This is a genomic window from Vibrio sp. 1727 (assembly GCF_033344415.1).
GTDB lineage: Bacteria > Pseudomonadota > Gammaproteobacteria > Enterobacterales > Vibrionaceae > Vibrio > Vibrio alginolyticus.
In genome coordinates, this window is sequence record NZ_JAWPOT010000016.1 from 77,853 (window position 1) to 97,685 (window position 19,833).

At 44.1% G+C, this 19,833-nt stretch carries 15 protein-coding genes; 10 read left to right on the top strand and 5 right to left on the bottom strand.

Features of this window, described 5'->3' with window-relative positions; genetic code table 11:
* Positions 1-176 precede the first annotated feature (176 nt).
* From R8O10_RS15810 to R8O10_RS15850, 9 genes are all read left to right on the top strand, one after another.
* Positions 177-1,724: a DUF3360 family protein gene (locus R8O10_RS15810; RefSeq protein ID WP_005378441.1), complete on the top strand. Its 1,548-nt coding sequence runs from the start codon at positions 177-179 to the stop codon at positions 1,722-1,724.
* Positions 1,725-2,027: 303 nt separating this feature from the next.
* A complete protein-coding gene (gene pflB, locus R8O10_RS15815) occupies positions 2,028-4,304 on the top strand; it encodes a formate C-acetyltransferase (protein WP_005378442.1) in 2,277 nt (758 codons plus the stop codon).
* 153 nt (positions 4,305-4,457) lie between these two features.
* A complete protein-coding gene (locus R8O10_RS15820; RefSeq protein ID WP_005387855.1) occupies positions 4,458-5,435 on the top strand; it encodes a lipid A deacylase LpxR family protein in 978 nt (325 codons plus the stop codon).
* 211 nt (positions 5,436-5,646) lie between these two features.
* Positions 5,647-6,387, top strand: a complete 741-nt coding sequence (gene pflA / locus R8O10_RS15825) for a pyruvate formate lyase 1-activating protein (protein ID WP_005387854.1) — start codon at positions 5,647-5,649, stop codon at positions 6,385-6,387.
* Positions 6,388-6,541: 154 nt separating this feature from the next.
* On the top strand, positions 6,542-7,207 hold the full coding sequence (locus tag R8O10_RS15830; RefSeq protein WP_318191548.1) for an energy-coupling factor ABC transporter permease: 666 nt from the start codon (positions 6,542-6,544) through the stop codon (positions 7,205-7,207).
* A 136-nt stretch (positions 7,208-7,343) separates the two neighbouring features.
* Positions 7,344-7,844 carry a YfbU family protein gene (locus R8O10_RS15835; protein ID WP_005378446.1) on the top strand — a complete coding sequence of 167 codons (501 nt, stop codon included), beginning with the start codon at positions 7,344-7,346 and terminating at the stop codon, positions 7,842-7,844.
* Between the two features lie 493 nt (positions 7,845-8,337).
* On the top strand, positions 8,338-10,272 hold the full coding sequence (locus R8O10_RS15840; RefSeq protein WP_005378447.1) for a PrkA family serine protein kinase: 1,935 nt from the start codon (positions 8,338-8,340) through the stop codon (positions 10,270-10,272).
* Positions 10,273-10,319: 47 nt separating this feature from the next.
* Entirely contained in the window at positions 10,320-11,591 is a 1,272-nt protein-coding gene (locus R8O10_RS15845; RefSeq protein WP_053307483.1) for a YeaH/YhbH family protein, read from the top strand.
* Between the two features lie 11 nt (positions 11,592-11,602).
* Entirely contained in the window at positions 11,603-13,162 is a 1,560-nt protein-coding gene (locus R8O10_RS15850; protein ID WP_005378449.1) for a SpoVR family protein, read from the top strand.
* A gap of 80 nt (positions 13,163-13,242) precedes the next feature.
* Here the strand turns inward: R8O10_RS15850 and kdsB are convergent, their stop codons facing one another.
* From kdsB to R8O10_RS15875, 5 genes are read right to left on the bottom strand one after another with little or no spacing between them, the layout of a single operon-like run.
* Positions 13,243-13,998 (bottom strand): 3-deoxy-manno-octulosonate cytidylyltransferase, encoded by a 756-nt coding sequence (gene kdsB, locus R8O10_RS15855; protein ID WP_318191549.1) that lies wholly within the window; start codon positions 13,996-13,998, stop codon positions 13,243-13,245.
* Positions 13,998-14,177 (bottom strand): Trm112 family protein, encoded by a 180-nt coding sequence (locus R8O10_RS15860; RefSeq protein ID WP_005378451.1) that lies wholly within the window; start codon positions 14,175-14,177, stop codon positions 13,998-14,000. Before R8O10_RS15860 ends, kdsB begins: the two co-directional genes overlap by 1 nt.
* Entirely contained in the window at positions 14,158-15,165 is a 1,008-nt protein-coding gene (lpxK, locus tag R8O10_RS15865; RefSeq protein WP_054729263.1) for a tetraacyldisaccharide 4'-kinase, read from the bottom strand. Before lpxK ends, R8O10_RS15860 begins: the two co-directional genes overlap by 20 nt.
* Positions 15,166-15,170: 5 nt before the next feature.
* Positions 15,171-16,919, bottom strand: a complete 1,749-nt coding sequence (msbA, locus tag R8O10_RS15870; RefSeq protein WP_042522131.1) for a lipid A ABC transporter ATP-binding protein/permease MsbA — start codon at positions 16,917-16,919, stop codon at positions 15,171-15,173.
* 31 nt (positions 16,920-16,950) lie between these two features.
* Positions 16,951-19,206 carry a DNA internalization-related competence protein ComEC/Rec2 gene (locus tag R8O10_RS15875; RefSeq protein WP_042522133.1) on the bottom strand — a complete coding sequence of 752 codons (2,256 nt, stop codon included), beginning with the start codon at positions 19,204-19,206 and terminating at the stop codon, positions 16,951-16,953.
* Between the two features lie 8 nt (positions 19,207-19,214).
* Here R8O10_RS15875 and R8O10_RS15880 point away from each other — a divergent pair, with 8 nt between their 5' ends.
* Complete coding sequence (locus tag R8O10_RS15880) at positions 19,215-19,724, top strand: DUF2062 domain-containing protein (RefSeq protein ID WP_005387834.1); 510 nt, start codon at positions 19,215-19,217, stop codon at positions 19,722-19,724.
* Positions 19,725-19,833 lie beyond the last annotated feature (109 nt).

The following is a 19,833-nucleotide window of genomic DNA, read 5'->3' on the forward strand; positions in this document are numbered from 1 at the left end:
ACTCCTGCCAAAAGATGAGGCTTTTTTTTGTGCCTCAACACAATAAGTTATTAGCTATGCTTAGGCACAGTGTCGACGTGTAACAAATCTAACAATAGCTAGCATAAGCGTGCCGCAGGATGCGGATTAACACAATTGAATGAAGAATTCATAACTTTTAAATATATGAGGAATCTATGTCAGACGCAGTTAACAAAACGCACTCTGATTCAGATATCGAGACCAAGAGCTACCGTGAGCTTCATCGTCCAGCATCTGAGTTCGCAAGCCGTTCAGACTACCTAGACCACGAACTACAAATCATGAAGCCACGTCGTTTTGGCTTGAACTTGCCAGGTCGTGACTTCCGCTTTGAGCTTGAAGACCTTGTTCCAGCACTTGCTGGTACTATCGGTATTATCGCAATGTACTCTGCGGTAATGATGTCTTGGGCTGAAGGTCTTACTGCAGCATGGGACCACGTAAACTTAGGCAAGGACTTTGCTATCGAAGTTGCGCGTGTAGAAATGCTCATCCCTGCACTTCTTTTCTGTGTACTTGCCTCTGGTTTTATTAACCCTAAAGCCAACCTAGCAGGCAACCACGGCCCAATGATCCCTCTTATTGGTACCATCGCTCTTGCTGGTGCTCATCCTCTTGCATTAGCAATTCTCATTGGTGTGTTTGGTTTGATTTTGAGCCTCTTAAAAGGTGGGTCAAAACTGGTTAACCTCACCTCTGAAGGTACGGCTGGTGGCCTTCTTATTTTCCTAGGTTTAACCGGAACCATGAGCCAAATTAACTCTATTCAAGCTTGGGCTGTTGGTTTGCAATCCGATACGGTTGCCGCTGGTAGCATGGGTTACATCGGTCTAATTGTTCTTGCGGTTACCATTGGCTTATACGCGTTCCTTGCTAAAGTGAACAAACGCTGGCTAGCGATCCCTGTTTGTGCCTTCACTGGGCTTGCAATCGCACTTGCTCTTGGCGCAGGCTTCGATATTAAATTCGTAACCGAGACAGGCCTTCCAAACCTAAATCCAATCTACTGGTGGGGTTCAACAGAAGAAGGTTGGATGCTTGGTCTTCCTAATATGGAACACTTCATCGCTTCACTACCATTCGCCATTCTTGCGGTAGCAATGTGGTCACCTGACTTCTTGGGTCACCGTATCTTCCAAGAGATGAACTACCCACGTAAGAGTGAGAAAGTGCTGATGGACGTTGATGACACAATGACAATGTGTTCCGTTCGCCAAATGGTCGGTACTGCAGTGGGTGGTGGTAACATCACATCATCTTGGGGGACTTACATGATCCCTGCTGCAATCGCGAAACGCCCTATTCCTGCTGGTGCCATCTTACTAGGCTCTCTATGTATTATTGTTGCAATCCTTGGTTTTCCTATGGACGTTGCAGTATGGCCTCCAGTTATGCGCGTTGCTCTTCTCGTTGGTGTATCTCTACCACTGCTTGAAGCTGGCATGCAGATGGTGAAGGACTCGAAAGACTCACAAGCAGCAGGTATCTGTATCTTTGGTTCTGCCGTTGTTAACCCAGTTCTAGCTTGGGCACTAACTATGCTTTTAGATAACAACGGTTTAATTGGAGATAAAGAGCGCGCGTCTCGCCTATCATTTGTAGACAAGATTGTGATCCCAGTAAGCGTACTTGTTATCTGTTTAGTTGCTATGCTTGCAGTTGGTATGCTTGAAGGCCAGTATGGCATCCAAGCTTGGCTATAAGCTAGCAGTCCAGAAATTTGTGGGTAGCGCTCGTCGCTACCCCATTTTTATCGAGATTTTTGAGGATTTATTGATTTAGTTTAAGGTTTGCAAAAAAATTTTAGTTTAACCTCTAACTGTTGCTTAAAAAGAGAAACGTTAAAACTAGTGACAATATTTATAGTTTTGTAAATCGAATACGTAAATTTAAGACTATAAATATTGTTATTCATAAGAGTGTACTGTTCCCCTCTTTTATCTGGGGATAGCTGGCTCAACGGCGAAGCAGTACGTATTTTTTTCTACTAAAAAGGTAGGTATGTCATGGCAGAGCAATTTGCTAAAGCTTGGGAAGGTTTTGCTGCAGGCGACTGGCAAAACGAAGTAAACGTTCGTGATTTCATTCAGAAGAACTACACTCCGTACGAAGGCGACGAATCTTTCCTAGTTTCTGAAGGTACTGAAGCGACTAACAAGCTTTGGGCTAAGGTAATGGAAGGCATCAAACAAGAGAACGCGACTCACGCTCCTGTTGATTTTGATACTTCAGTTATCTCTACCATCACTGCTCACGATGCAGGCTACATCGAAAAAGACCTAGAAACTATCGTAGGTCTTCAAACTGACGCTCCTCTAAAACGTGCGATCATCCCTAACGGTGGTATCCGCATGGTTGAAGGTTCATGCAAAGCCTACGACCGCGAGCTAGACCCACAAGTTAAAAAAATCTACACAGAATACCGTAAAACTCACAACCAAGGCGTTTTCGATATCTACACTCCTCAAATCATGGCGTGTCGTAAATCTGGCGTACTGACTGGTCTTCCAGATGCATACGGTCGTGGTCGTATCATCGGTGACTACCGTCGTGTTGCTCTATACGGTATTGACTTCCTAATGAAGGATAAATTCGCGCAGTTCTCTTCTCTACAAGAGCGTTTTGAGAACGGCGAAGACCTACAAATGACAATGCAGCTTCGTGAAGAGATCGCAGAGCAACACCGTGCTCTAGGTCAAATCAAAGAAATGGCTGCAAAATACGGTTGTGATATTTCTCGTCCTGCTGAAACTGCGCAAGAAGCTATTCAGTGGACTTACTTCGGTTACCTAGCTGCTGTTAAATCTCAAAACGGTGCGGCTATGTCTCTAGGTCGTACTTCTACGTTCCTAGACATCTTCATCGAACGTGATATCGCGGCTGGTAAGCTAACTGAAGAACAAGCTCAGGAAATGATCGACCACTTCGTAATGAAACTACGTATGGTTCGTTTCCTACGTACTCCTGAGTACGATGATCTATTCTCTGGCGACCCTATCTGGGCAACTGAGTCTATGGGTGGTATGGGTCTTGACGGTCGTACGCTAGTTACTCGTACAAACTTCCGTTTCCTAAACTCACTATACACTATGGGTCCTTCTCCAGAGCCAAACATCACTGTTCTTTGGTCTGAGCAACTACCTGAAGGCTTCAAGAAGTTCTGTGCGAAAGTATCTATCGATACTTCTTCTATTCAGTACGAAAATGACGACTTAATGCGTCCAGACATGAACTCTGACGACTACGCGATCGCATGTTGTGTATCTCCAATGGTTGTTGGTAAGCAAATGCAGTTCTTCGGTGCTCGTGCGAACCTTGCGAAAACAATGCTTTACACCATCAACGGTGGTGTGGATGAGAAGCTAAAAATCCAAGTTGGCCCGCAAATGCCTAAGATCGAAGGCGATGTTCTTAACTACGATGAACTGTGGGAGAAAATGGACCACTTCATGGATTGGCTAGCGAAACAATATGTGACTGCACTAAACGCTATCCACTTCATGCACGATAAGTACAGCTACGAAGCGGCACTAATGGCTCTACACGACCGTGACGTTAAACGTACTATGGCTTGTGGTATTGCTGGTCTATCTGTTGCGGCTGACTCACTATCTGCAATTAAATACGCAAAAGTTAAGCCAATTCGTGACGAAGACGGTCTAGCAATCGACTTCGAAATCGAAGGCGATTACCCTAAATTCGGTAACAACGACCCACGCGTTGATGACATTGCATGTGAACTTGTTTCTGTATTTATGGGCAAAATCCGTAAGCTTAAGACTTACCGTGATGCAATCCCTACTCAGTCAATTCTTACTATCACTTCAAACGTGGTTTACGGTAAGAAAACTGGTAACACGCCTGACGGTCGTCGTGCTGGTGCTCCATTTGCTCCAGGTGCAAACCCAATGCACGGTCGTGACGAGAAAGGTGCTGTAGCATCACTAACTTCAGTTGCTAAACTGCCGTTTGCTGACGCACAAGATGGTATCTCTTACACATTCTCTATCGTACCTAACGCACTAGGTAAAGATGAGGGTTCACAACGCGCTAACCTTGCTGGTCTTATGGATGGTTACTTCCACCACGAAGCGGGTATCGAAGGTGGTCAACACCTAAACGTGAACGTTCTTAACCGTGAAACTCTAGAAGACGCAGTTAAGCACCCAGAGAAATACCCTCAGCTAACAATCCGTGTATCTGGTTACGCTGTTCGCTTCAACTCTCTAACTGCAGAGCAACAAGCTGACGTAATCGCGCGTACATTCACTGAGTCTCTATAAGACTATAGCGAAATAACGTTCTAGTAATACAACAAAGGCTGATGCTAAGTAGCATCAGCCTTTTTTTATTTCTTGAATGAAAGTTGTGATATCGCGAAAGACTTTTGCCCGCATTCTTACGTATGATGCGAAAAAAGTTAGCAAATAAAGTCTATGAGATTTAGTAAATTAATTATTCTTACCCTTCTTTCTCCAGTTGCAATAGCATCCACTAAGTCTACGGTTTCTTTTACCATCGACAACGATGGTATTTTTGGCGTCGATCAAGACTATACGAATGGTGTTTTCCTTTCTTACGCGACAGACCAACTGACACAAGAAAGCCAATGGAAATGGCTGAGTCTAGCTAACTCAGAGCACGCCAATATCGATAAAATAGAGTTGGTTCTTGGCCACAAGATGTGGACTCCAAGCGACATTGAAGCCGATTATCCACTAATCAATGATCGCCCATATGCCGGTTACCTACACACCGAAATCAACTACCTTTCCCTAACGAGTGACAAAGCTGTACGGTACAATTTCACCATAGGAGCTACGGGTGAAAGTTCGCTATCAGAAAAGGCGCAAGAAATCGTTCACGGCATAACAGGATCGACGGACCCTCAAGGTTGGGATTACCAGATTGAAGATAAAGTTGCGTTCAGCCTTGGTTACCGCGTATTTAACAAATTGATGCGCAGCGAAGAACAAAAAACACAATGGGAGATCACCAACATTAACGACATCAATGCGGGTAACTTCCGTAGTGATGTCTCTCAAGGCGTCATGTTTCGTTGGGGTACAAACCTAGCAAATAGCATCGGAGCCGCCAATATCAGTGTCGAAAGCCCTTTCTCAGCAAGTATGATCGCTCAGAACACGTCGAGTTGGTTCTTGTTCACCGGGTTTGAAGGTCGTTACCGCTTTAATGACATGACTATCGAAGGAGATCGTCCTGGCATTCCTGAACCGTCAGCGCCATACGACGTCACACTGCAAAATTGGCAAGCAAGTGCCGTCGCGGGAGTATCTTGGTACAACCAAAATTACGGTGCAAGCATCACCTTTACAATTAAAACACCGGATTATGAAGAAGCCCAAACCGATGTTTATGGGACAGGCTCGTTCTCCGTGTTCGCCTTTTTCTAAAAACTGGATTATCCCAGCATCGAAGTCAATCTAGATACACGGCAAGTTCTCGGGGTAGGTATTAACCACCTCGTGTTCAAGCGTTTATGCAGATTGGCTCCATCTATTTTCTTTCTTCAAATAACCTTGCCTTTAGTACCGACAAAGCTGTTTTAACCCTGCTTTTTGTAATAAAATAACAGCTAGAATTTACTAGTAATGAGAGCAAAAGATGTCAACAGCTGGTCGTATTCACTCATTTGAGTCATGTGGTACCGTAGACGGACCTGGTATTCGATTTATCGTCTTCTTGCAAGGTTGTTTAATGCGCTGTAAGTATTGCCATAACCGCGATACTTGGGACACGCATGATGGCAAAGAAGTCACGGTTGAAGAAATCATTTCCGAAGCGAAAAGTTACCGCCACTTCATGAATGCATCAGGTGGTGGCGTTACTTGTTCTGGCGGCGAAGCGATGCTTCAACCGGAATTCGTACGTGATTTTTTCCGCGCAGCTAAAACCGAAGGCATTCATACATGTCTAGATACTAACGGTTATGTTCGTAAGCACACTGATGTTATCGATGAAGTACTGGATGCAACAGACTTAGTCATGCTTGACATCAAACACATGAAAGACGAAGTGCACCAAGATCTCATCGGTGTATCCAACCGACGCACATTGGACTTTGCTCGTTACTTGCAAAAAATCGGAAAGAAAACATGGATTCGCTATGTCGTCGTGCCTGGTTACACAGATGACCCAGAAGCAGCACACATGCTTGGTGAATTTATTAAAGACATGGATAACATCGAAAAGGTCGAGTTACTTCCTTACCACAAATTAGGGGCTCATAAGTGGGAAGCGTTAGGCTTAGAATACCCACTCGAAGGCGTAAACCCGCCACCGAAAGAAACCATGGATGAAATTCAATCCATTCTTGCTCAATACAACGATAACGTAAAATACTAAGTGAACCGCAAGACTAACCTCTTTAAAATACCAGCTTATTGCTGGTATTTTTTTGATTATATCTAAGCCTTATCAGTGAGTTTCTCTGCGGTCATTTAGGTATAAAAAGAACGATAGAAATGATTGCGTCATGTTCGCATAGGAAGGAAGTAACATGGATTTGTTTAACTTAGGCTCTCTTGTTGTCTCAATTTGGATAGTAGTAGTCTACTGCCTACCAGATTGGAAAAAAGTCGTTTGGCCCAAACTGGAAAAAGAAAAAGGATTTCAGCACCTCGTTTTTGCAACGCTCTTCTTTTTCAGTATTTTATGGGCCGCTCAAGCAGGTGTAAAAGAAGGATTACAGATTCATTTTCTTGCACTAACAACGCTGACGATGATGTATGGTTGGCGCATGGCATTTATACTCAGCATTCCCGCTATGTTGGTCAACCACCTACTACATGATGTGTCCTTGCTACTCTTACCCACGTCGTTAGTTCTATCTGCCCTAATTCCGATTTTCATTAGTTACTTAGTGTTTCTTCTGAGTTACCACTACTTGCCACGAAACATTTTTGTTTTCATCTTCGTTGCTGGATTTTTCAATGGCGCGATAACAGGAAGTCTGCACCTCATCATTAACTCTTTTTATCACCTATCAGTTGGTCACTACGATTGGGAAACCATTCAACATAACTACTTTGTTTTTGTGCCGTTGCTCGCCTTTCCAGAAGGTCTATTAAATGGTTTGGCACTGGCGGTTTTAACCGTATTCAAGCCAGAGTGGCTGAGAGTATTTTCAGACCGAGACTACATATACAATCATTACCATAAATAAGTGTTTTCAAACTGGTCAAAAGTGACAGTTCTTGCCATTTTTTAGTATTAAATATGTGTTGAGATCATGTTTCACTCATGTCTTAAGCGTTAACCTAAGCACATTAAAAATGTATTAGATATCTAGTGAGGTCACCATGGAAATGTCAAACGCTCAACGTTTGATTCTATCAAACCAATACAACCTTATGTCTCAACTTGATCCAAGTAATGCGGCCAAATACAAACGCTTACAAACGATCGTTGAACGTGGTTATGAACTACAAATGCGAGAGTTGAACAAAGATTTCGGCTGCCTCTCAGAAGCAGAATGTCGTGAGATCATCGACGTTATGGAGATGTATCATGCGATGCAAGAATCTTACAACATGCTAGACGATGAAGACCGCAGCAACGTAGATCAGCGCCGCTTGAAGTTCTTGGGATTTGATATCGCTTCAGAAGCGCAACAAGTACATTACGTACGTTTTCTCATCGATTCTGAAGGTTTGTACCCTCAGTTTGACAAGGCAGATCATCACTTTAACAGCCAAATGCCGATGCTAGATAAATACCGCCGTATGCTGCAAACTTGGCGTAACTGCCCTCGTCAGTATCATTTATGTGAAAACGAACTAGCGCAAATCTTCAGCGCATAAAATGGTCGTCTAAGAATGAGGAGAGCGCCCGCTCTCCTTGTTATTTACCCTGTCACAAACTTATCTAAGACTTTGCTCTCTTCCTACCTCTTTCACTTACCTTGCTCAATGTAGAACAACGAATCACTGAGACTCTTCTGTCTTTGCCAAATATTTGATTTCTATTGCACCTATTCACGACATAAATTCGTCCTTAATAAAAGAGTGATTCAAATGTCACTTTTACAATAAATTCATAATTGTTAAGCAAAATTGCAAATCCCCGACTAGGCTTAAGTAGAGAAAGGCTGTGATTGAAAAATTCATATCCACCGCTCACCGTTGTAACGAAAAAACCGTCCATAAAGCAAAGTCTTTGGTGTCGCCAATCTTACATTCTGTACGAACCAAATGTGATAACAGGACGTATATTCAAACAACAACGAGCATAACTGTTGGTGGAAAGCCTGAATCAACGTTCGTCGGTAGACTGACTATTAAAGGGGAAAGCGACATGAGTATTTTCGACCACTATCAATCAAGATATGAAGCTGCAAAAGATGAAGAGATGTCGTTACAGGAGTTTTTAGCCCTGTGTAAAGATGACAAAAGCGCTTATGCTAATGCAGCAGAACGCCTACTGATGGCGATTGGTGAACCAGAGATAATCGATACGGCAAAGGATCCGAGACTAAGCCGAATCTTCTCGAATCGTGTTATCTCTCGTTATGAAACCTTTAAAGACTTTTATGGCATGGAAGATGCCATAGAACAAATTGTGTCTTACCTAAAACATGCGGCGCAAGGCCTAGAAGAGCGTAAGCAGATTCTTTACTTACTCGGCCCTGTAGGTGGCGGTAAGTCTTCGCTTGCAGAAAAGCTTAAGGCTCTGATGGAACAGATGCCTATTTATGTTCTTACTGCTAACGGCGAACGCAGCCCAGTGAATGACCATCCATTCTGCCTATTCAAAGCCACAGAAGATGGCGATATTTTGAAAAAAGAATATGGCATCGAGCACCGTTATCTTCGCTCGATCATGTCTCCTTGGGCCGCTAAACGTCTTCACGAGTTTGGTGGTGATATCACCAAATTTAAAGTAGTGAAAGTACGCCCTTCTATCCTTGACCAAATCGGTATTGCCAAAACTGAACCAGGCGATGAAAACAACCAAGATATCTCATCATTGGTTGGTAAAGTCGATATTCGTAAGCTTGAACACTATTCGCAAGACGATCCAGACGCTTACAGCTACTCCGGTGCGCTGTGTAAAGCAAACCAAGGTTTAATGGAATTCGTTGAGATGTTCAAAGCACCAATCAAAGTGCTTCACCCGCTGTTAACAGCAACGCAAGAAGGCAACTTCAACGGTACAGAAGGCCTTTCTGCGATTCCATTCGACGGTATGATTCTGGCTCACTCAAACGAATCTGAGTGGCAGACCTTCCGTAACAACAAGAACAATGAAGCGTTCTTGGACCGTGTTTATATTGTGAAAGTACCTTACTGTCTACGTGTTTCAGAAGAAGTCAAAATCTACCAAAAACTTCTCGAAAACAGTGAGTTGTCTCAAGCCCCTTGTTCACCAAGCACGCTCGAGACTCTGGCACAATTCAGTATTCTTTCTCGACTTAAAGAGCCTGAAAACTCGTCCATCTTCTCTAAGATGCGCGTATACGACGGTGAAACGCTGAAAGATACGGATCCAAAGGCAAAAAGCTATCAAGAGTATCGTGATTATGCTGGTGTCGATGAAGGCATGAACGGTCTCTCAACACGTTTTGCCTTTAAGATTTTGTCACGCGTATTTAACTTCGACCAAACCGAAGTGGCAGCCAACCCTGTACATCTATTCTATGTGATTGAACAACAGGTTGAGCGCGAACAGTTCCCTGCTGAAACAGCAGAGAAATATCTCGAGTTCTTGAAAGGCTACCTAGTACCTCGATACGTTGAATTTATCGGTAAAGAGATTCAGACCGCTTATCTTGAGTCTTACTCTGAATACGGCCAAAACATCTTCGACCGATATGTCACCTATGCAGACTTCTGGATTCAAGACCAAGAGTACCGAGATCCAGAAACTGGTCAGCTATTTGATCGCTCTTCACTGAATGCTGAGCTAGAGAAGATCGAAAAAACAGCTGGTATTTCTAACCCGAAAGATTTCCGAAACGAAATCGTTAACTTTGTGCTTCGTGCGAAAGCGAATAACAATGGTCAAAACCCGGTTTGGACCAGCTACGAAAAACTGCGCACAGTAATCGAGAAGAAAATGTTCTCCAATACCGAAGAGCTACTTCCGGTTATCTCATTTAATGCGAAAACCTCTTCTGAAGATCAGAAGAAGCATGACGACTTTGTCGCTCGCATGATGGAAAAAGGCTATACCGAGAAACAGGTTCGCCTACTTTCTGAGTGGTACCTACGAGTACGTAAGTCATCCTAACCCAGTATTGAGTTAGGTCGCTTGTGAAACATGAAGAGGGCTATTTCATGGCGCAATTTATAGACCGAAGGCTCAATGGCAAGAACAAGAGCGCTGTTAATCGACAGCGCTTCTTGAAGCGCCACAAAGAGCAAATAAAAGAGTCGGTAGCAGACGCAGTGAATCGACGCTCGATTACGAATACGGAAACGGGCGAAGACGTCTCTATCCCTCACAAAGACATCAATGAGCCTATATTTCATCAAGGCAAAGGTGGTGTTCGAGAACGAGTTCATCCCGGTAACGACCAATTCATTACTGGTGATAAAATTGAGCGTCCCAAAGGTGGCGGTCAAGGTAGCGGCTCTGGAGAAGGGAACGCCAGTCCAGATGGAGAAGGCCAAGACGAATTTGTATTCCAAATATCAAAAGATGAGTACCTCGATATTTTGTTCGAAGATCTCGAGCTGCCTAATCTAGAAAAAAACCAAATTGCCAAAATCACAGAATGGAAAACGCACCGTGCAGGCTTTCAAACTGCCGGTATCCCTTCCAATATCGCCGTAGTACGCTCTCTGCAACAATCTCTTGCGCGCCGTACTGCAATGACTGCTGGTAAGAAACGACTTCTTAAAGAGTTAGAAGACGAACTTGCTCGCATCAAAAATATTGAACCTGCTCAGCAGTTTGAAGAGAACCGCTTGAAGGCTGAAATTGAAGAACTGCGCAAGAAAATCGAAAACGTGCCGTTCATCGATACCTTCGACTTACGCTTCAAGAACTATGAGAAACGCCCGGTACCATCGAGCCAAGCGGTAATGTTCTGTCTAATGGACGTATCCGGTTCGATGGACCAGGCAACGAAAGACATCGCAAAACGCTTCTATGTTCTTTTGTACTTGTTCTTAACTCGTACCTACGAGAATGTCGAAGTCGTCTTTATCCGCCACCATACCCAAGCGAAGGAAGTGGACGAGCACGAATTTTTCTACTCACAAGAAACCGGGGGTACCATTGTATCTAGCGCGCTCAAGTTAATGGATGAAATAGTAAAAGAGCGATACCCGATTGGTCAGTGGAACATATATGCAGCTCAAGCATCCGACGGTGACAACTGGGCAGATGATTCGCCAAGATGCCGGGATCTGTTAGTGAACAAATTACTTCCAAACTGTCAGTATTACTCTTACATAGAGATCACGCGGCGATCGCACCAAACTCTATGGCATGAGTACGAAAAACTCACTGAAGAGTTTCCTAATTTCGCAATGAAAAACATTCGCTCTGTGGAGGATATTTTCCCAGTCTTTCGTGAACTATTCCAAAAAGAAACGGCGTAAGGAGGCTAGCGATGAATACCGCAACGAGAAACCTCTCAGGAGAGGCGCCTAAAAAGCGTAACAGTAAAGTGTTGCCAGATGGACCAGATTGGACATTTGAGCTGTTAGAGCGATACCACAAAGAAATTAAGCGTGTCGCGGAGCATTATCGCCTAGACACTTACCCTAACCAAATAGAAGTGATTACTTCAGAACAGATGATGGATGCCTACTCAAGTATCGGCATGCCAATCAATTACAACCACTGGTCATTTGGTAAAAAATTCATTCAAACAGAGCAGAACTATAAACATGGTCAAATGGGGTTAGCCTACGAGATTGTGATTAACTCCGACCCTTGTATTGCTTATTTGATGGAAGAAAATACGGTAACAATGCAAGCACTCGTTATAGCGCACGCGTGTTACGGCCATAACTCTTTTTTCAAAGGTAATTACCTATTCCAAACGTGGACTGACGCCAGCTCTATTATCGACTATCTGCTGTTCGCCAAAAAGTATTTAGCCGAGTGTGAAGAACGATATGGCGTAAAAGAAGTGGAAAAACTGCTCGACTCTTGTCACGCGTTAATGAACTTTGGTGTAGACCGCTACAAGCGTCCAGAGAAAATCTCAATTACAGAGGAAAAAGCAAGACAAGAAGAACGCGAAGCATACCTACAATCTCAAGTTAATGAGCTTTGGCGCACGGTACCAACAGCCAAGACGAAAGAGGAAGACATTAAAGAGCGATTCCCAAGCGAGCCTCAGGAAAATTTGCTCTACTTCTTCGAAAAACATGCTCCGTTGTTAGAGCCATGGCAACGTGAAGTTGTTCGGATCGTCCGTAAGATCAGTCAGTATTTTTATCCGCAAAAACAAACGCAAGTCATGAATGAGGGCTGGGCAACGTTCTGGCACTACACCATACTCAACCATCTTTATGATGAGGGCTTGGTGTCTGAAAAGTTCATTCTAGAGTTCTTGCATAGCCACACCAGTGTCGTGGCTCAGCCGCCTTATAACAGTCCTTACTTTAATGGCATTAACCCCTACGCGTTAGGCTTTGCCATGTTCCGAGATATTAAGCGTATCTGTGAAGAACCAACTGATGAGGACAAGGAGTGGTTTCCAGACTTGGCAGGAACCGACTGGTTAGATGCAGTGCATTTCGCGATGCATAATTTCAAAGATGAAAGCTTTATTAGCCAATACCTTTCTCCGAAATTAATGCGTGATTTCAAGCTGTTTGCGATCAACGATGATGACCATAAGAACTTTATTGAAGTCGCTGCTATACACGATGAGATGGGTTATAAACGCATTAGAGAAACCTTAGCCGCTCAGTATAACTTATCTAATCTTGAACCAAACATTCAGGTGTTTAATGTCGATGTCCGTGGTGATCGATCGCTTACGTTGCAGTACGTTCCTCACAACCGCATCCCACTTGATGATAGTTACGAAGAAGTTCTAAAGCACGTGTACCGATTATGGGGCTTTGATGTCATTCTCCAAGAAGTGAAAGACACCGGTCACCGAGAGGTGTTAGCGACCTGCCCTAAACGGAACCAATACGACACTAACATTTAACTAATACCGCGATACGAGTAAAACAAAAAAGGCTCCTAATTCAGGAGCCTTGTTTATTCTTAAATCTATATGAGCATTTGTTACGCTTGCTTTGCAACAATCGCGCGCACGGCTTCTAGGTCTTCGGGCGTATCAACCCCTGCCGCTGGTGCTTCTTTCGCTACCGCCACATGAATTTTTTCACCGTACCAAAGCACTCGCAGTTGCTCAAGACACTCAATCTGCTCTAATGCACTTGGTGCCCAGTTGATATACGTATTAATGAAACCAGCTCGATAAGCATAAATACCAATATGACGCATTAATGGGTTGGCAATAGTTTTGTCTTGTTTAGCAAAGTTATCGCGATCCCAAGGGATGGTTGCTCGACTAAAGTACAACGCATAGCCTTGCTCATCTGCGACAACTTTAACAGCGTTCGGGTTGAACACTTCCTCTTCCGAGTCTATTTCTACAGCTAACGTCGCCATCGGGGCTTCACACCCAGATAAGTTATCAGCAACCTGACGAATGATGGACGGCGGAATCAAAGGCTCATCCCCTTGCACATTAACAATAATGTGGTCTGACGGAATAGCCATCTTTTCAACAACTTCGGCAAGACGCTCCGTACCTGATTCGTGGTGGGGAGAGGTCATACAAACTTTACCACCAAATGACGAAACCGCTTTCGCAACACGCTCGTCATCAGTTGCAACGATGACATCTTCCGCACCCGCTTGTAGCGCTTGTTCATAAACCCACTGAACCATAGGCTTACCACCAATATCCGCTAGCGGTTTACCAGGCAAACGGCTCGATGCGTAGCGCGAAGGGATGACAACCGTAAAAGACATTAGCGTCCCTCATCCATGCTCATAGTGCGAGCTTCAGGCTCTAGCAGAACTGGAATACCCTCTTTGATCGGGTAAGCAAGGCGATCCAATTTGCAGATCAACTCTTGATTATCTTTATCGTACGTCAGCTTACCTTTGCAAACAGGGCAAGCTACAATCTCAAGTAGACGGTGATCCATAAGCCGCTTTAACCTCTTTTATTCTATTTAAAATTTGCTCTGCATCGTTTGATTCAAACTGGGCAGATACAGGCAGATACCACCAATTATCTTGCGCATAATGGCTGCACTTGACGGCATCTTTCTCGGTCATAATCACATTGGTCCCTTGTTGAGCCAATGCTTCTAATTCTTGTTGATCAAAGTCTTGATGGTCAGCAAAACCTTTTGTGACTTTAACATCTGCGTTCATCGAGTTTAGTGTATGAAAAAAACGCGGAGGATGCCCAATGCCCGCAAATGCGACGAGATCTTTCAACTCCGAGACATCCACATGTTGCTTAGTCTTAAGATTAATAGCTTTAGAGGGTGCTAAAGCCATTGCGATTTCGCCCGTATGCGCTTGACCGCCATTGGTGATGATAAAGTCGACTTCTTTAAGTCGCTCAATACCTTCACGTAAAGGACCTAATGGAATCAGGCTTTCATTTCCAAACCGGCGATTCCCATCCACAATCACTAACTCAATATCACGGCCTAACGCATAATGTTGTAATCCATCATCCGTAATTATGATATCCACATCCAAATCTAGCAGTGCTTTCACTGCATTTGAACGCACAGGATCTACCGCAACAGGTGCTCCTGTACGGCGATGAATCAACTTAGGTTCATCGCCACAATGCTTCGCTGGCGTATCTTCTTTTAGCACTAACGGATAGGCAGGAGCCTTTGCCCCATAACCACGAGAAACAACCCCCGGCTTAAAGCCCATTTGCTGTAGTTGCTCAACAAGCCACACAACAACTGGTGTTTTACCATTGCCACCAGCAGTGATATTGCCAACCACAACAACAGGTATAGGCGCATTATAAGCTTGCTTGCGGCCAGTTTGGTATTGCTTTCGCTTTGACTTGCTTATCGCTCCAAATAATAAACTCAGTGGCCACAAAAGCGGCCACAAGAGATATTTTATTGGATGGCTTTCAAACCAGATTTTTTCAATCACCGCGCTTATTCACCAAACTGAATACGGTGCAATTGTGCATACGCACCATTTTTCTCAATAAGCTCAGCGTGGTTGCCACGTTCAATGATGGCACCATCATCAACCACAAGAATTTCATCGGCTTTCTCGATTGTGGATAAGCGGTGCGCTATTACAAGTACCGTTTTGTCTTTTTGCAGCTCATCAAGTGCAGCTTGAATAGCTCGCTCGGATTCGGTATCCAAAGCCGAAGTTGCCTCATCAAGAATCAGCACTGGAGCATCACGCAATAGAGCTCGCGCAATCGCAACACGTTGGCGTTGACCACCAGACAAGCTAGCACCATTTTCACCAATCATGGTATCAAGTCCATCATCCATTTTGCCGATGAACTCCATCGCATGCGCGAGTGTTGCCGCTTTCTCGATATCACTGCGCTCGTATTGGCCATCCGTTGCGTACGCAATATTGTTTGCTATCGTGTCATTAAACAAATGAACATTTTGCGATACTAGTGCAAATTGCTGACGTAAATTCTTTAGCTCGTAATCACGAATATCATGCCCATCTAATGTGATAGATCCACTGTCAACATCATAGAAGCGGTTGAACAAGTTCGCGATGGTACTTTTACCTGAGCCAGAACGGCCAACTAGCGCCACCGTTTTTCCTCTTGGAATATCGAAGCTGACATTTTCCAATGCTGGTTTTTCTGCACCAGTGTAAGTAAAGCTTACGTTTTTAACTGAAACATCGCCATTTGCGCGTTCAACTGTCAACTTACCTTCGTTTTTCTCAGGCTCGAGGTCAATTAACGCGAAGAGCGTTTGGCTCGCGGCCATACCACGTTGGAACTGAGAAGTAACGTTAGTCAGCGCTTTAAGTGGGCGCATCAGACCAAACATTGCAGAGAACACAACAGTAAATGTACCTGGAGTCAGTTGCTCTTTAATCGAATCAATACTTGCTAAATAAAGAACGGCAACAATTGCAAGTGATGCAATCATTTGGATGATAGGGTTAGCCGCCGCTTGAGCCGTCACCAACTTCATGCTTTGTTGACGCATTTGGTTGCTGACTTTTTCAAATCGTTTACGTTCGATGTCTTGGCCGCCATAGCTCAACACAACTTTATGGCCTTTCAGCATCTGCTCTGCTGATGCAGTTACGTTACCCATCATGGTCTGCATATTTTTGGATATTTTTCTAAAACGTTTAGAAACAACACCAATACCCCATGCCACAACGGGAGCAACAGCAAACAGCACTAGCGACAATTGCCAGCTGTTGTAAAACATCAAGACTAACAGACCAATGATACTTGCGCCTTCACGCACAATGCTCACCAACGCTTGGCTAGTTGCCGCTGATACTTGCTCTGAGTCGTAGGTTATACGCGACAATAAGTTGCCCGTCTTTTCCTTATCAAAGTAAGACACTGGCATATGCATAAAGTGATTGAACACCATGCGACGGACTTGCATAACTACGTTGCCAGATACCCAGCTCAAACAGTAGGTGGAGACAAATCCACTTATGCCACGGATGAACATCATGGCAAAAATAATCAATGGAAGCGTGCGTAAAAAATCAGATTCAGCGTTCCCAAAACCTTCATCGAGTAGTGGTTTTAGCAGGGAAATCATATAGGTATCTGATATAGCATTAATAACTAATGCAATGACTGCAACGACAAGACCTGACTTATAAAGGCGAATAAATTGCCATAGACGCTTAAACGTCTGCCAAGTCGTTTCATCAGTATTTATCGACATAGAAGTGCTTTATTTTCTTACATTAAGACTCTCATTCTACTCCCTTACGCAGCATCTGCCTATACCAAGGCTCAAATGTATCGCTACGTTTGGTTTCTGAGCGCCAATTATCACGGTGAATAAAGAAGCTTACCTGACCACCCTCACCAGTATCAAGCCAAGTAACGCCAAGCTTTCGGTATGAAGCAACGACATTTTCCGCTGGCATTCCCCATCGATTGTTTTTTGCTAAAGAAGCAACCGCCACACTCGGGCTCACCGCCTCGATAAATCGAGGATTCGATGAACTTTTACTCCCGTGGTGAGGGACTAGCATCACATCGCTTTGTAACTTTCCGGGTTCTCTAAGCAAAATCCACTCGCTAATGGCCTCAATATCACCAGTAAAAAGCATACTAAAGTTAGAAATAGGGTCAGTAAGTCGTAATACACAGGAGTGCGGATTATACGCACGTTGAACAAGTGCAGGAGGCCAGAGCACTTCCATGTTTAATCCTTGCCATTTCCATTGGTCGCCTCTAGTGCAAGGCTCATATTCGATAAAGAATTGACTACTAAGTTTACGCTGTGGAGAAAAGGCATCTTCAATGAAAAAGCGGCCGCCTGCGTGATCATTATCGGAATGGCTTAGAATCAGTGTATCTATGCTTTCATAACCTCGTTGATGCAAAACCGGAGTGACGACCTGCTCTGCGATACTGCCGCTTTGCCATGCTTTACCAGTGTCATACAGCAACACCTTGTCGTCTTTTTCTACAACCACTGCAAGGCCATGACCTACATCTAATACATCGATACGCCAGTGCGGTTCATACTCCGCTGCAAACTTGATACTAATAACGATGCCGAGTAACAAATACCACGCGTACTGAGACATGAACCGTTGAAATATTAAGCAAACCACTATCACCATAACCAGCATTGTCATTTCCATGCTAATGGGTTGCCAAGAACCTACTGCGTACTGTATTGACGTGCTCAATGGCTGTAATGACCAGTCCACCAAATGCCACAGAGGCTTCGCTATCATTTCAAGAAACAAAGATGAGAACAGGGCTAGAAACATCAAAGGTACAACGATAAATCCGAACCAAGGAATAAATACCAAGTTGTAGGCTATTGAGGACAAACTAAAACCGGAGAAGAAATGGCCACTAACAGGTACGATTAAAGCGCTCAACATCAATTGAGTAAGCAATAACGCTTTTAATCGCGCTTTCCAACCTCCCCTTTGATGTCGAATCAAATTAATTGCGAACAATACCGCACAAACGGAGAGGTACGATAACCAAAAGCTCATACTGTAGGATGCAAAAGGTTGGACAAGCAGTTGTAGAGATACTGCAAGCAAAAGAACTCGCCAAGAAGTCCAGTGCACCAGAGTATACTTCAGGAGAACGTAAACAACGCATACCGACACTGCTCGCGTAGTAGGCAGAGAGAAATCCGCTAACCAAGCGTAGGCAACAGCGAAGATCAGCCCATATAAGCTAGGTAACAACTGGTATTGGGGTAATAGATAACGAACGGTACCGCCCACGACTAGCCCAAAAGTAAACGCCATACCAATATGTAAACCAGAAATGGAGACCAAATGCAGTAAACCACTGTCCCTGAGCGCTTGCCAATCTTCCTTAGACAACCAAGAACGGTCAGCAAAAACTAACGCACTTATTAACGAGAAATGATGAAGGGAAGACACATCATCAGCGACATCGGCAATAATGGATTGACGCAGAGATACATTAGAACGAACAATCCACTTAGCATCTTTGTTAACAACCGCTCGGGCGATAATATTTTTACCCATCGCGTGCTTTTCAGCATCAAAGCCAGCTTCGTTGCGTAGACCTGTAATCGGCTTTAACGAGATGGATGTCGTAAACTCACTGTTAACATCGAGTGGAAAAGGCGTAATAAGACGGATTTTAGGTTTAAGAAAAGGTAACAGAGTTTGAGAATTTACCGCTTCTATAGCGACAATACCTTCATAACCGTGACTTATTTGCGTAAAAGGGCTGTCAACTTTACCAATTATGGTAATATTCTCCCCTGCTTGAAAAAGGGCTTGTCTCTGAGACTCCAATACATTGCCGTGGACGATGACAACCATAAAGCCCGCAATTGCGCCTATGCTAATTAAGCCACGACGTAATTTGATTATTGAGCCAGTGGTTATTATTCCCAGCAGCAACCAACGCCAATCTGGTATTGTCGGCCACCAAGCTGACGAGATTACGCTCGCTACAAATAACGCCAAGGTCCAACTTTTTTCTGAGAGAGTCATGCTGTCCTATGCCTAGAAAGCTGATAAAACGCTTCATGCCAGATCATGAATTGATCAAACGCCAAAAAGCATTGAAGGTCTTCGGCAATGTGTTGTACAACCCAAACTTGTGGTGCTTAAACCGCCGCTCGGCATCAGGGGCTTTTGCTGTCGGGTTATTTATGGCTTTTGTTCCGCTGCCGAGCCAAATGATCATGGCCGCTGGTTTGGCCATTATGTTGGGTGTCAATCTGCCCCTCTCCGTTGCTTTGGTATGGATCAGCAATCCTATCACTATGCCTGTGCTATTTTACTTTGCGTACAAGCTAGGTGCTCTAGTGATGCGTCTTCCCCCGCAACCTTTTCACTTTGAACTATCGTGGGAATTCATCATGCAGCAAATGAGCACCATTGGACCTCCATTTCTATTGGGCTGCGCAATTTGTGGGGTTGTATCCGCGATTATTGGCTACTTCGGAATTCGAGGGCTTTGGCGCTACTCGGTGGTACGGAGCTGGCAAAAACGCAAAATAAGATAAGACCTTACTGCGTAAAAATCAGCATTTGAGCTATCAGTTGAGGGGCATCTAACAGTTAGAATGAAACGCGATGTTACTCAAGTCGGATAAATACAAAAAAGGACCGAAT

Bases quoted from the DNA above. Each gene is read 5' to 3' on its own strand.
- kdsB (WP_318191549.1), bottom strand. From the start codon at position 13,998: ATGTCTTTTACGGTTGTCATCCCTTCGCGCTACGCATCGAGCCGTTTG.
- R8O10_RS15880 (WP_005387834.1), top strand. From the start codon at position 19,215: ATGCCTAGAAAGCTGATAAAACGCTTCATGCCAGATCATGAATTGATC.
- pflA (WP_005387854.1), top strand. From the start codon at position 5,647: ATGTCAACAGCTGGTCGTATTCACTCATTTGAGTCATGTGGTACCGTA.
- msbA (WP_042522131.1), bottom strand. From the start codon at position 16,919: ATGTCGATAAATACTGATGAAACGACTTGGCAGACGTTTAAGCGTCTA.
- R8O10_RS15850 (WP_005378449.1), top strand. From the start codon at position 11,603: ATGAATACCGCAACGAGAAACCTCTCAGGAGAGGCGCCTAAAAAGCGT.
- R8O10_RS15820 (WP_005387855.1), top strand. From the start codon at position 4,458: ATGAGATTTAGTAAATTAATTATTCTTACCCTTCTTTCTCCAGTTGCA.
- R8O10_RS15875 (WP_042522133.1), bottom strand. From the start codon at position 19,206: ATGACTCTCTCAGAAAAAAGTTGGACCTTGGCGTTATTTGTAGCGAGC.
- R8O10_RS15845 (WP_053307483.1), top strand. From the start codon at position 10,320: ATGGCGCAATTTATAGACCGAAGGCTCAATGGCAAGAACAAGAGCGCT.
- R8O10_RS15835 (WP_005378446.1), top strand. From the start codon at position 7,344: ATGGAAATGTCAAACGCTCAACGTTTGATTCTATCAAACCAATACAAC.
- R8O10_RS15860 (WP_005378451.1), bottom strand. From the start codon at position 14,177: ATGGATCACCGTCTACTTGAGATTGTAGCTTGCCCTGTTTGCAAAGGT.
- R8O10_RS15840 (WP_005378447.1), top strand. From the start codon at position 8,338: ATGAGTATTTTCGACCACTATCAATCAAGATATGAAGCTGCAAAAGAT.
- R8O10_RS15830 (WP_318191548.1), top strand. From the start codon at position 6,542: ATGGATTTGTTTAACTTAGGCTCTCTTGTTGTCTCAATTTGGATAGTA.
- pflB (WP_005378442.1), top strand. From the start codon at position 2,028: ATGGCAGAGCAATTTGCTAAAGCTTGGGAAGGTTTTGCTGCAGGCGAC.
- R8O10_RS15810 (WP_005378441.1), top strand. From the start codon at position 177: ATGTCAGACGCAGTTAACAAAACGCACTCTGATTCAGATATCGAGACC.